This window comes from Sphaerisporangium sp. NPDC049003, from assembly GCF_043197795.1.
In the GTDB taxonomy this organism is placed as follows: domain Bacteria; phylum Actinomycetota; class Actinomycetes; order Streptosporangiales; family Streptosporangiaceae; genus Sphaerisporangium.
Genome location: NZ_JBICTU010000015.1, coordinates 60,476 through 73,446, shown reverse-complemented (window position 1 = coordinate 73,446; position 12,971 = coordinate 60,476). Strand labels below are relative to the sequence as shown.

At 68.6% G+C, this 12,971-nt stretch carries 9 protein-coding genes; 3 read left to right on the top strand and 6 right to left on the bottom strand.

Annotated elements, in window-relative coordinates; translation table 11 throughout:
- Positions 1–4 precede the first annotated feature (4 nt).
- The 4 genes from ACGFIV_RS18075 to ACGFIV_RS18060 all read right to left on the bottom strand — a co-directional run bounded on the left by ACGFIV_RS18075 (position 5) and on the right by ACGFIV_RS18060 (position 5,610).
- Positions 5–757, bottom strand: a complete 753-nt coding sequence (locus ACGFIV_RS18075) for a GNAT family N-acetyltransferase (protein WP_392836096.1) — start codon at positions 755–757, stop codon at positions 5–7.
- Positions 758–759: 2 nt separating this feature from the next.
- On the bottom strand, positions 760–1,908 hold the full coding sequence (gene rffA, locus ACGFIV_RS18070; RefSeq protein WP_392836093.1) for a dTDP-4-amino-4,6-dideoxygalactose transaminase: 1,149 nt from the start codon (positions 1,906–1,908) through the stop codon (positions 760–762).
- A 128-nt stretch (positions 1,909–2,036) separates the two neighbouring features.
- Positions 2,037–4,076 carry a DUF4082 domain-containing protein gene (locus tag ACGFIV_RS18065; RefSeq protein ID WP_358550234.1) on the bottom strand — a complete coding sequence of 680 codons (2,040 nt, stop codon included), beginning with the start codon at positions 4,074–4,076 and terminating at the stop codon, positions 2,037–2,039.
- A 382-nt stretch (positions 4,077–4,458) separates the two neighbouring features.
- On the bottom strand, positions 4,459–5,610 hold the full coding sequence (locus tag ACGFIV_RS18060) for an ice-binding family protein (protein ID WP_358550232.1): 1,152 nt from the start codon (positions 5,608–5,610) through the stop codon (positions 4,459–4,461).
- Positions 5,611–5,786: 176 nt separating this feature from the next.
- On the opposite strand from ACGFIV_RS18060, the gene ACGFIV_RS18055 reads away from it, so the two are divergent.
- Positions 5,787–7,046, top strand: coding sequence for a nucleotide sugar dehydrogenase (locus tag ACGFIV_RS18055; protein ID WP_358550230.1), 1,260 nt, complete (start codon positions 5,787–5,789; stop codon positions 7,044–7,046).
- A 61-nt stretch (positions 7,047–7,107) separates the two neighbouring features.
- On the opposite strand, the gene ACGFIV_RS18050 is transcribed toward ACGFIV_RS18055, so the two are convergent.
- Entirely contained in the window at positions 7,108–7,857 is a 750-nt protein-coding gene (locus ACGFIV_RS18050) for an SDR family NAD(P)-dependent oxidoreductase (protein ID WP_358550228.1), read from the bottom strand.
- Between the two features lie 137 nt (positions 7,858–7,994).
- On the bottom strand, positions 7,995–8,987 hold the full coding sequence (locus tag ACGFIV_RS18045; RefSeq protein ID WP_358550226.1) for a pirin family protein: 993 nt from the start codon (positions 8,985–8,987) through the stop codon (positions 7,995–7,997).
- A 302-nt stretch (positions 8,988–9,289) separates the two neighbouring features.
- On the opposite strand from ACGFIV_RS18045, the gene ACGFIV_RS18040 reads away from it, so the two are divergent.
- Together ACGFIV_RS18040 and ACGFIV_RS18035 are read left to right on the top strand one after the other, a co-directional pair.
- Positions 9,290–9,946: a hypothetical protein gene (locus ACGFIV_RS18040; protein ID WP_358550224.1), complete on the top strand. Its 657-nt coding sequence runs from the start codon at positions 9,290–9,292 to the stop codon at positions 9,944–9,946.
- 17 nt (positions 9,947–9,963) lie between these two features.
- A complete protein-coding gene (locus ACGFIV_RS18035; protein WP_392836085.1) occupies positions 9,964–12,957 on the top strand; it encodes an AAA family ATPase in 2,994 nt (997 codons plus the stop codon).
- The last annotated feature ends 14 nt before the right edge of the window (positions 12,958–12,971 follow it).

The window sequence follows — 12,971 nt, the reverse complement described above, 5'->3', positions numbered from 1 at the left end:
GCGTTCAGGGGATGATGCGCCTGCTCTTGACCAGGTGAACGGTGAGGACGGCGCTCACGGGCTCGAACCCGTATCGCGCCCACGCCCTCTGCACCCGGGTGTTGTGCACCTGGGTGGAGATGAGGATCTCTTCGGCGCCGCGGGCCAGCGTGCCGTCCTCGATTCCCTTCAGCAGGTGCGCGTACAGGCCCTGCCCCTGCGCCTCGGGCACGACCCCGGCGAGCAGGATCTCCGTCCGCGGGCCTTGCTCGTCGAGCGTCGCGAGTCCGAGGTGGGCGGCGGCGGTCCCGAGTGCGAGGCAACTCCCCTCGGCGGCGGACCTCAGCGCCCATTCCTGGTACCCGGCGAGTGCCTCGGTGGCGCCGAACAGGGGATTGGCCGAGTAGTGACTGCCGTAAGCGGCGAAGATCTCGGACACGAGCGTGGCCACGGCGGCCGCGTCGGTGAGCGTGGTCGTCCGCAGGCCCTGTGCCGGCTCGGGCCGGCGGCCGTCCCCCGGCCGCAGACGCCAGTACGAAAGGGAGTCGGCGAATATCGCGGTGCGGCCGAGCAGGGCGAGCTTCGCGAACCAGTCGACCCGGTCCGCCGGGTAACGGAGCACGATGACGTCCGCCGCGGACAGGAGCACGGCTTCCCGGACCATGGTGAACGAGGCGGGGTGCTCGGCGTGGACGGTGAGGCGCTCGACCGAGCATCCGAAACGAGCGGACTCCAGAGGCGAGGCCACGGCCCGCGTGCCGAGCCCGTCACACCCCACCGTCAGCGCATCTTGTAGGTCTGGACGGCGTCGATCACCCGTGTCACCCCGGCCTCGCCGAGATCGGCGAACAGCGGCAGCCGTACCAGGCGGTCGGCGACCTGCTCGGTGACCGGGCAGCCGCCCGGGGCCACGCGCCCGTACCGCAGGGCGGCGGGAGCGGTGTGCAGCGGCTGGTAGTGGAACGCCGCCTGTACGCCCTTACCGGCCAGGTGGTCGATGAGCGCCTGGCGGTTCCGCAGGTCAGGCAGGAGCAGGTAGTACAGATGGGCCGGATGCGCGCACCCATCCGGGACCACCGGCTGGGCGACCTCGTGCTTCGCCGCCCAGCCCGCCAGTTCCTCGTGATACCGGCGCCAGATGGCGTGGCGGCGGAACTGGATGTCGTCGAAGCACTCCAGCTGGGAGGTCAGTTGCGCGGCGAGCACGTCGGACGGCAGGTAGCTGGAGCCGATGTCGATCCACCGGTACTTGTCCACCTGGCCGCGGAAGAACCGGCTGCGGTCCGTGCCCTTCTCCCGGATGATCTCGGCCGGGGCCACCAGGGCGGCATCGTTGAGGAGCAACGCGCCGCCCTCGCCGCACTGCACGTTCTTCGTCTCGTGGAAGCTCTGCGCGGCCATGCGGCCGAACGACCCGAGGGGCCGGCCCCGGTAGTGCCCGCCGAGTCCGTGCGCGTTGTCCTCGATCACGGTGAGGCCGTGCCGTTCGGCGATCTCGCCCACGGCCTCCATCGCGCAGGCGACACCGGCGTAGTGGACGACCACGATGGCTCGGGTCCGTTCGCTGATCGCGGCCTCGACCAGCCTCTCGTCGATGTTGAGGGTGTCAGGCCGGCAGTCGACGAACACCGGCACCGCCCCGCGCAGGGCGAAGGCGTTGGCCGCCGACACGAAGGTGAACGACGGGACGATGACCTCGTCGCCGGGTCGCAGGTCGAGCAGGATCGCCGACATCTCCAGCGCGTGAGTGCAGGACGTGGTCAGCAGGACCTGGCACGACCCCGTCATCTCCCGCAGAAGTTGGGCCGCCCGCCGGGTGAACGGCCCGTCGCCGGAGGTGAATCCCTGGCGCAGGACCTCCGCGAGGTAAGGGAGCTCGTTCTTCGAGATATGCGGTCGATTGAATGGAATGGTCGCAAGACCGGTCATGCTCACCATCGCATTGAACATTGACCGGCCTTGCCGACACACGAGGTGACCGCACCACGTGGCAAGCTCTTACCCAAGCCTTACGCCTACATCGCGGAGCCGCCCTCCGGCTCACCCCGGTGCGCCCGTTAGCTGGCGGTGAACATGACGTCCACCCAGTAGTTCGCGGATTGGTAGGTGCTGGTGGGGAAAGTGTTCGTCGGAGTGTAGACATAGACCCCGTTTCCGCCCTCATCGCCGTCCGCCAGCGCGTACAGGGAGCCGCTCGTGTATTGAGAAGTGAAGTAGGGGACCGTGGCCGAGAAGAACCCTGATGTGGTCTGGTAAGAGGCCACGTACGTGGTGTTGGCGGTGATCGGCACGGGGGTGGCGAAGTTCGCCTGCTGCCAGCCGGACGCGGTCTCGCCGGTGAAGGTCGCGTTGGCGAGCAGCGAGCCGCCGCTGGTCCACAGGCTGCCGGTGTGGGTGCCGGTGTTCAGCGACCCCTTGTAGAACCGGATGCCGTTGATGGTCCCGTTCGTGGTGGCCCTGAATTTCACGCCGACCACGAGGGGACGGGAGTCTGGTACGGACGGCACGGCCGGCGTGGCCGAGTTGTCCCACAGGCTTTTCGACGGCACGAAGACGACGTCGACCCAGTAGTTGCTGGACTGATAGGTGTTGGATGGGAAGGCGTTCGTCGAGTTGTAGTTGTAGACTCCGTTGCCGCCCTCCGCGCCGTCCGCGAGTGCCAGCAGCGGGTCATTCGTGTATTGCGTGGTGAAGTACTGCAGCGTGTACGAGAAATGCCCGCTCGTCGTGAGATAGGACGCGATGTAACTGGTGCCGGCGGTGATCGGCACGGGGGTGGCGAAGTTCGCCTGCTGCCAGCCGGACGCGGTCTCGCCGGTGAAGGTCGCGTTGGCGAGCAGCGAGCCGTCGCTGGTCCACAGGCTGCCGGTGTGGGTGCCGGTGTTCAGCGACCCCTTGTAGAACCGGATGCCGGTGATCGTGCCGCTGACCGTGGCCTTGAACCTCACGCCGAGCACGACGGGCAGGGTGTCGGTATTGGATGCGACGGCCGGCGTGGCCGTACTGTCCCAGAGAGCGGTCGTGACGGCCTGGAGCACCTGGGCCGATGAGCTCGGGGCGAAGTGGATGATCGCCTGTCCGTTGGGAGTGTCGCCACCCAGGTAGACGGCGGTGATCGGATGCTGTCCCGCCGCGAGGCTCGATACCGTGAGCACGGCCGGTCCCGAGCCTGACTGGGTGCCGGAGCCGATGATGGTCGCGCCGTCCTTGAAGGCCACCTGACCTTGCGGCACGACCGAGCCGGAAACCGCGCTGACCGTGGCGGTCAAGGTGATCGACTGCCCCCTCTGGGCGGGGTTGGCCGTCGTGGTCAGAGTGGTCGTGGTCGGAGGGTCGTTCGGCACGGTGACGCGGGTGTTCGGAGGGTTGCTGGTGCCCTGGAGGGCCGCCGTGCCGTTGAGGGCGAAGATCCGGCCGAAGACGGCGGCACCGCTGCTCACCGTGACGGAGTTCGTGGCCAGCACGTTCCCCCGGAAGGTGCTAAGCGTGCCAAGGGTGCCCGAATCGGTGAGCTGCCAGAACACGTTGTTCGCTTGGGCGCCGTTGATGAGATCGATGTTGCTGACGTTCGCGGTGGTGAGGGTGACGGATCGGAAGATGAAGATGGCATCCGGGTTGCTCTGCGCGTCGAGCGTGAGCGTCCCGGTTATCTGGAAGTTCCCGCCGGTGGGGGTGTAGACCCCAGGCGTCTGGGTGGTCCCGCCGAGTTCGGCGGCGACGGTGACGACAGGAGTCCGTCCGGCGACGTCGTTGTAGGCGGCGACCAGATCGCTCTTGGCCGCCGAGGCGGTGGCGTCACCCGCGTGGGTCGCGCCGCTCACGGTGCCGGGAGGGAAGCCCGTCACCGAGGTGCCGGGGCTGGTTCCGAGGTCTCCGGTGATCGAGGTGAGGTTGGTATTCGTCACCGCGGTGCCGGCCAGGACCCCGAAGGACGCGGCGCTGCCGAGGCTCACCGGTGACTGTGCCGCGCTCGCGCCGGATGGGGTCGTGACGACCACGACCATCGCGAGCAGGGAGGAGAGGACGGCGGCGAGGCACGACCTGCCGATGTGTGGACGGATGGAGGAACTGCTGGCGCTGCGCTTGGGCTTCGACATGGTAATCAACTTTTCGACGACGTGGCGCTTGGTCAGTGGCCGGCCTGAGCCGTGCTGAGGCTCGGCCTTGTGATCGTGGCGGAGCTGGTGTCCGAGTCGTCTTATCTGTCGTACATGGCGAAGAAACGGTTGTTACACAGATTGACAATTAATCGGATGTGTAACAATTGCGCCTTTTAATGATGTCGACTACGGGCCCACGTTCGATCATAGGAGATTTCTGGTGTTGTGCTGTGTTGTGGACTTTACACTCGCATGGCCTTATCTCCATTACTTAAGGGGCTCGAATAGACTTCGCGTGTTTCATATGGTGATTTAGGGGAGTCTGGCGTTCGGCCCGTTCAAGCGAGGTGGTGGGGAGACACCTGGTGTGCGCGAGTCGCTAGCTCCCGCGGTTGAGCACCTGCTGGACCAGTACGGGTGACTGGCTCGGCGCGAAGTGGACCCACTGATCGTCGACGGCGGTGCCCCCGCTGACGTACACGGCGGTGATCTGGCGTGGGCCGACAAGGAGTGCGGAGGTCGTGAACGTCGCGACCGCCGAGCTGTTGAGTGGCGCCGAGCCGATGACGGTGGCGCCGTCCTTGAAGCTCACCACACCGGTGGGGAGGAACGAATCGACGTTCCCGTGAACCGTGGCGGTGAAGGTGACGGGATCGCCCTGCTGGGATGGGTTCGGCGAGGAGGTCAAGGTCGTGGTGGTCGGCGGGTCGTCCGGGGCGGTGATGCGAGTGGCCGGCCCGCTGGTGGTGCCGTCGATCGTGACCATGTTGTGGAGGGCGATGGTGCGGCCGTACATGGCCGTGCCCGTGGTCACCGCGATCGAGTTCGCCGCCATGAGGTTCCCCCGGAAAGTGGCGTACCTTCCCAGGGTCGCCGAGTCGCCCACCTGCCAGATGACATTGTCGGCCTGGGCGCCGTTGACGAGGTCGATGTTGCTGACCCTCTCCGCGACCAGTGATGTGGCCTGGAAGATGAAGGTGGCGTCCGGGTTCGCCTGGGCGTCGAGGTGGAGCGTCCCGCTCAGGGTGAAGTTGCCGCCCGGTGTGCGGTAGACACCGGAGGTCATCGTCGAGCCGTTGCCGAGGGCCGCGGGCACGGTCGCCGTGGGCGTCCGGCTCGCGGCGTCGTTGTAGGCGGCGGCCGCGGCGGCCATCTCCCTTTGCGCCTCGGCGTTGTTCAGATCCATTGACCCCCGCACCTGGCCGGGCGGGAAGCCGCTCACGAAGGTTCCCGGGGTCACGTTGAGGTCCCCGGTCACCGTGACCTTGTTCCTGGCGGTCACCGCCCTCCCGGCCATGACCGTGCAGTCCATCGCGTCGCCGAGCTCGACAGGTCGCACCGCGGCACTCGGGCCGCGGGACGCGTCCGCCGTGGCGCTCGAAGAGCGCGGGGCGGCCGGGCCGACCGCCACGGCGCCCGAGATGGGCGGAGCGAGGGACGGGACCGCCATGACGACGGCCGAGACGATCACCGCCGACCGGGAACGACCGGTATTCCTGCCGAGAATACGCGGGCAAGTGGTACTTATCATGCTGTCGTTCCTTCTCCGTTATCAATGTCATTTGAATCGGCGACCCACGTCACTATTGCCGGTCTTGCGGCGCCTGCCCGAACGACACGCCCGGATCGCCGCAGGATCGACGGTATAAGAAGGCCCGCCTTTTACAGTCGTTCCTGTACTTTTTCGAAACGTCGGGGGTATCTGATATGGGAGACAAGCTGGTCGTCGTCGGGCAGGGTTATGTGGGCCTGCCCTTGGCGATGCGGGCGGTCGAGACCGGATTCGACGTCGTGGGCATCGACGTGGACGAGTGGCGTGTCAAGCGGCTGAACGCCGCCGAGTCCTATGTCGAGGACGTCAGCGGCCGCGTGCTCGCCGCCGCGCATTCGTCTGGACGTTATCTCGCCAGTACGGACTACACCGCCGCGGAAGGGTTCGACGTCTGCGTGATCACCGTGCCCACGCCTCTCCGCGACGGCGCTCCTGACCTGCGTCACATCGGCTCGGCCGGCGAGTCCATCGCGCCGCTGGTGCGGCGGGGCGCCACGGTGATCCTCGAGTCCACCACCTATCCGGGCACCACCGAGGAGCACCTGCGTCCGCTGCTCGAGACAGGCTCCGGTCTGCGCACGCCCGAGGACTTCTTCCTCGGTTACAGCCCGGAGCGGATCGACCCGGGGAACGGCCGGTGGCGGCTCGACAACACGCCGAAGGTCGTGTCCGGCATCGACGAGGCTTCCCTGGACAGGATTCAGGCGTTCTACCGGCGAATAGTGCAGGAGGTCGTCCCCGTCTCCTCCCTGCAGGTCGCCGAGCTCTGCAAGCTTCTGGAGAACACTTTCAGGCACGTCAACATCGCCCTGGTCAACGAGCTGTCCATCTTCGCGCAGCAGCTCAGGATCGACGTCTGGGAAGCGATCGACGCCGCCTCCACCAAGCCGTTCGGCTACATGCGCTTCACCCCCGGGCCCGGCGTCGGCGGTCACTGCCTGCCGATCGACCCGTCCTATCTGTCATGGAGGGTCAAGCGCAGTCTGGGGCACAACTTCAGGTTCGTGGAGCTGGCGAACGATATCAACGACCACATGCCGGACAACGTCGTGCAGCGGCTGAGCCTCGCGCTCAACCAGAGGCGTAAGGCGATCAACGGCAGCCGGGTCCTCGTGCTCGGAGTCGCCTACAAGAAGAACGCGGGAGACTGCCGCGAGTCGCCCGCGATCGAGGTGACCAAGGCCCTGTGCAAGCTCGGCGCGGATGTGAGAGTCGTGGATCCGTACGTCGACAGCTCCCTGCTTCCGGCCGAGATGGACATGGTGCGGTTCACCGAGACAGAGCTGGCCCAGGCGGACGCGGTCCTGGTCCTCACCGACCACGACTGCTTCGACTACGGCCTCGTGCAGCGGGCGAGCCCCTTCGTCTTCGACGCGCGCAACCGCTGCAGGGGCCCCAACGTCGAGTGCCTGTGAGTCCGGGTGCTTCCGGCCCCCGGGTGATCGCCCGGGGGCCGGGCACCTGTGGCCACGCCGTTCAGCGGCCGATGCCCGCGGAGACCCGGCTGACCACGCCACGCGGCACGTACCTCGCGATCGCCGTGATCACCTTGTACCTCGGGTCCGGCACGCTCACGGGCAGGCCGCGGGCGAAGTCGCGCATGGCGGCGTCCACCACGCGATCGGCGGAGAGCCAGAGGAACGCGGGAATGCCGGAGGTGTCGATCGCCGCCCGCTCGTGGAACTCGGTCCGCACGAACCCCGGGCACAGGGCCATGACGTGGACGCGCGACTCCGGGACCTGCGAGGCGAGCGACTCGCTGAAGGTGACCACCCAGGCCTTTGAGGCGCTGTACGTGCCATGCGGGAAGAACGCCCCCACGGAGGCGACGTTGATCACTCCGCCGCGACCCCGCGCCCGGATGGCGGGCAGCGCGGCCATGGTCAGCCGCAGCACCGCCTCGCAGTGCACACGCAGCATGGTCACCTCGTCGGCCACCGGCACGTCGAGGGCCGCGCCGGAGTGGCCGAAGCCCGCGTTGTTGACCAGCAGGTCGACCCCCTCGCGCAGCCGCATCTCCACGGCGGTGACCCCCTCGCCGGTGGCGAGGTCGGCGGCGAGCGCCTCGGCCGCCACGCCGTACCGGCGGTGCAGCTCGGAGGCCGCCGAGGCGAGTCGCTTCTCGTCGCGGGCGACCAGCACGAGGGAGAACCCGTCGGCGGCCAGCCTGCGTGCGAAGGCGGCGCCGAGGCCGGCGGTCGCGCCCGTGATCAGTGCGGTAGGCATGCCCGTCAGGATATGGGCTTTCCGGACCCACGCGGGCGGCCCGGCGCGCGGGCATGCCGGCCCGGTACGGGGCATGAGCACCGCGCCGGCCCCCGGTGGCAGAGGCGTCGGCACACCCGCCACCGGGGGTCACGGGATCAGAGGGTCTCGTCGCGGCTGGAGCGGTGGGGGATCCTCTCGGCGGGGACCACGCCCATGCGTCCCGCCTGGAAATCCTCGAAGGCCTGGACGATCTCGTCCCGGGTGTTCATCACGAACGGGCCGTACCGCGCGATCGGCTCCCTGATCGGCAGGCCGCCGAGGACGAGGACCTCCCATCCACGCGCGCCGGCCACCGGCTGGGAATCCGCGGCGCGCAGGGTCAGCGCCTCGCCGCGCGGCCCGAAGACGGCGAGCCGCCCCTCGTCCAGCGGAGTGCTCTCCGCACCGACGGTGCCCCGCCCGTTGAGGACGTACACCATCGCGTTGAAGTCGGCCGGCCATGGCAGGTCCAGCCGCGCGCCCGGCGCCACGGTGGCGTGCAGGTAGGTGATCGGCGTGTAGGTGACGCCCGGCCCTTCGTGTCCGGCGAGGGAGCCCGCGATCACCCGGACCAGCGACGAGCCGTCCGCGCTCGACAGGAGCTTGACGTCACTCCTGTTGATGTCCTGATAGCGCGGGGGCACCCACTTCTGCTCGCGGGGCAGGTTGACCCACAGTTGCACGCCGTGGAAGAGGCCGCCCGAGGCGACCAGCTCCGGAGGCGGCTGCTCGATGTGCTGCAACCCGCTTCCCGCCGTCATCCATTGCGTGTCGCCGTCGGAGATCAGGCCGCCGCCGCCCGTGGTGTCCTGGTGCTGGAAGGCGCCGTCGATGATGTAGGTCACCGTCTCGAAGCCTCGGTGGGGGTGCCAGGGCGTGCCCATCGCCTCGCCCGGCGCGTACTCCACCGCGCCCATATGGTCGAGCAGGAGGAAGGGGTCGGCCAGCGAGAGGTCGACTCCCGGGAAGGGGCGGCGCACGGCGAAACCTTCCCCCTCAAGGTGGTGCCGCGCGGTGATGACCCTGGCCACCGGACGCCAGGCCGTGGTGGCCTCGGGCAGTCGCGGGAGCCTTGCGAGAGTCAGGGTGTCAGCGGTGACGGCCGGCATGGGAGCCCTTCTTCCTGGCTGTGGCGTGCGTCGCCCGACCTTCCCGGTCGGGCGTCGCGCCTCGTGGACGAGGATGCTCCGCACAACAGAAGTTGACGTTTCAACTATTCCCGGCGGTCGCGATGCTGGGCTCTGTAACAAGACGAGCTAGGTTTCCGGCAAGATTTGGTCAAGATTTCCAAAATCTTCGGAGGGGAGGACGCCGGGAAAGCGGGCACAACAACCATGTTGGCCCGCAAAGCGGAGGTAAGGCCCCTGTGGAAAGAGCGCGGGTGGGGTCTCGGCTGATCAGGTCGGCGGCGATGTCCGCTGTGCTGATCGCCGGGGTGGCCGGTTGTGGTGGTGCCGATTTCACATACGTCATGGGCAACGACGGGCAGAGCTACTTCAAGGTGCCCGCCACGTGGCAGAAGGTAGACCAGAAAGCGCTCGACCGGAAGGTCTTCGGCGACATGACCTCCGCCACGGCCCAGGTACGAAAACAGCTCTCCTGGACGGTCGCCTACGACGGCTTCAGCCGGCCGTCGGCCGACCACCTGCTCGACTCGGAAGGTTCCGACGAGCCCTTCGCCTTCGCGATGGTGTCGAACCTCACCGAGTCGGAGCGGGACGCGGTCTCCCTGGACGTCCTGCGCAACGCGGCGATGCTGCCGGTCGTGGTCAGCGACGACCTCCGCAAGCAGATGGAGGAGACCGCCGGGTATCCCTTCAAGGACTTCGAACTCCTCAGCGACGAGGTGCTCCCACCCAAGGACGGCGTGCGAGGCGTCCACCTGGTCTACAACTTCAAGGTGCTCGGAGGCCCGGTTCAGACCTTCGACCAGACCGCCTACCTCGCCGCGGACGGCAGTCGCGTATCCGTCCTCCTCATCCGCTGCTCCGCCACGTGCTACCAGAGCCGGACGCAGGAACTCGACAGGATCGCGCAGTCCTTCAAGGTCAAGCGAATTCCTGGGTGACCGGATGAGGAGCCCCGATGACACACGCCCCCGCGCCTGAGCAGCCCACGGGACTGCGCGCACCCGACTCCGGGCCCGACTCCACCACCAGGCGCACCATGGCCTTCTGGGACCGGATCAAGATCCTGCTCGTGCTGGCGCTCGCGTTGCTCGTGCTCGTCTGGCATGACATGGCCTCGTTCGAGGGCATCATGCCGTTCGGCGACGCCGTGCGAGACGTCACGGCGAGCCGGGCCGGGTCGATCATCCTGTCGCTGATGGGCGCGGAGGTCGTACGGCAGATCCACTTCCTGATGAGCGAGCGGTCGGCGTCCTACCACCGGTTCTGGACCACGAAGATCTTCGGAGGCTTCGAAAGGTGGACGCGGCGCCGGTTCAGCGACTGGAATCGCTACCGCATCGCCAGGGCGCTGAAGTGGCTGTTCTGGATTGTGCTCCTCGCGCTGGTGCTGGGCCAGATCCTCGACGTCTCCCCGGCGCTCGCGCTCTTCCAGGCGCCCGCCCTGCTCTGGCAGGTGCTCCCGTACGGGCTGCAGCTCGCCTTCGGGTTCTTCTTCGTCATCATCCAGTTCGTCGGGCTCTTCTGGTTCATGTCCAGGGGCGGCGTCGAGACCTACTTCCCCGACGACATCAAGACCCGCTTCTCCGACGTGTGGGGCCAGGACCACGTCGTCGAGCGGGTGAAGGAGAACATCGTCTTCCTGGAGAAGCCCGACGAGATCGAGGCCAAGGGCGGGTACGTGCCGAGCGGCCTGCTCCTGTGGGGCCCGCCCGGCACGGGCAAGACCCTGATGGCCGAGGCGGTCGCGGGCGAGACCGGGCGGCCGTACGTCTTCGTGGACCCCGGCGCCTTCGTCAACATGTTCATGGGCATCGGCATCCTGAAGGTGAAGTCACTGTTCAGGAAGTTGCGCAAGCTGGCGCTCCGGTACGGCGGCGTGATCGTCTTCTTCGACGAGGCCGACTCGCTCGGCAGGCGCGGCGCGCTCGCCCAGCAGGGGCCGCCCGGAGGCGGCGGCTTCGCGGTGGGCGCGCCGTTCCAGACCGCGGGCTGCCACGGGTTCACCTACCTGTCGAGCGACACCAGGGACGTGCTGACCAGGCATGCGCTCGCCGGGTCCGGCGCCGCGGCGTCCGAGCCCGGCCGCGACCGCGTCGTCTCCCCGATGGGCATGATGGGCGGGAGCGGCGACCAGGGCACGTTGCAGGCGCTCCTGACCGAGCTGTCCGGCCTGAAGAAGCCGCGCGGCTTCATCAACCGCTACGTCCGGCGGCTGCTCGGCATGCGCCCCAAGCCGCCGCCGAAGTACCGGATCATGGTCATGATGGCCACCAACATGCCCAACTCGCTCGACGAGGCGCTGCTGCGGCCGGGCCGCATCGACCGCATCTACAAGGTGGGCTACCCGTCCAAGGCCGGGCGCGTCCGTACCTACCAGGGCTACTTCGACAAGGTCCGCCACGAGCTCACCCCCGAGCAGATGGACAAGCTCGCCACGATCACTCCGTACGCCACGGGCGCCACCATCAAGGACCTGGTGAACGAGTCGCTCATCACGGCCATCCGCGGCGGGCGCGAGGTCATCACCTGGGCGGACGTCACGACCGCCAAGCGGCTGAAGCAGCTCGGGCCGCCCGAGGACGTCGAGTACATCGAGCGCGAGCGCCACGCCGTGGCCGTGCACGAGGCCTGCCACGCCGTGGCCGCCTACCGCACCCGCCAGCACCTGGAGATCGACATCGCGACCATCGAGAAGGGCGCCGACTACCTCGGCATGGTCTCCAGCATCAAGCCCGAGGACCAGTTCACCCGCTGGCGCAGCGAGTACGAGTCGGACATCATCGTGTCGCTCGCGTCCCTGGCCGGCGAGCGCATGTTCTTCGGCGAGGACAACTCCTCCGGCGTCTCGGGCGACCTTGAGAGCGCGACCATGGTCACCGGCCTCATGGAGGCCTACTGGGGCATGGGCGTCGGCGTCGCGTCGCTGGCCGCGCTCCAGCAGCTCGGCATCAGGGACGGCAAGGCGGCCCCCCGGCCGGGCGGCACCGGCGGCATCGGGTACACCCAGGAGCCCGGCGGGCGCCGCGATCACCTCACCCCCGACATGCTCGCCGAGCGCATCGAGTACAACCTCGCCAGGATCCTGAAGAAGACCGAGGAACTGCTGAAGGACAACCGCCGCGAGGTGCTGTGCGTCGCGCACGCGCTGGAGCAGCACAAGACGCTCAACGGCGACGACGTGATCGCGGTGATCGAGGGCACACGCGGCCCGCTGGTCGACGGCTCGCTCTACACCTCGGAGGAGTTCTACGAGGAGCTGGAGGCCTACCACGAGGTGGCCGCCGCCGCGCACCGCACGCACAGCCACGTCACCTCCGCGCTGCCCCAGCCGAGGCCGGCCAGGCTTCCCCAGCCGGTCATCGCCGGCCAGGTGGCCCCGCAGCAGGGCCCGTACGGCGCCCCGCAGACCGGCCCCTACGGCACACCGCAGCCGGGCGTCGCGGACGGCCCGTGGTTCGCGCCGCCCGGCAACGGTCACACCGCCGCCGTGGCTCCCTCGGCCAACGGTGGCTCCTCGCCGGAGTTCATCCCGTGGAGCCCCGAACGGCCCCAGGCCGCCCAGTCGCCGCCGCTGCCCGTCCCGCCTCCGGCTCCGCGCAGGTCGCGACGGCCCGTCTTGATCGCCCTGGCGTCCGCCGCGGCGCTCGTGGTGTTCGTGCTCCTCGGGCTGGTCCTGTTCGGGGGGAACCCGGCGACGGGCGCGGACGGCGCGGCGACCGCCTCGTCCACGGGCGGGATCGTGGCGGTGATCGTCGTGGCGGTGCTGCTACTGGCCGGGGCCGGCGTCGCGGCCCTCATGATCCGCGGCCAGCAGGCCGGGCGGCTCAGGGCCGAGCAGTCCAGGGACCGCGCCGTCGAGCGGGCACAGCTGCTCGCGGCCGCCATGGAGCCCGAGACCGCCATGCGCCTCCTCGGCTACGACGGCCGCGACAGCCAGAACGGAGGCTGAACGACGACCGCGAC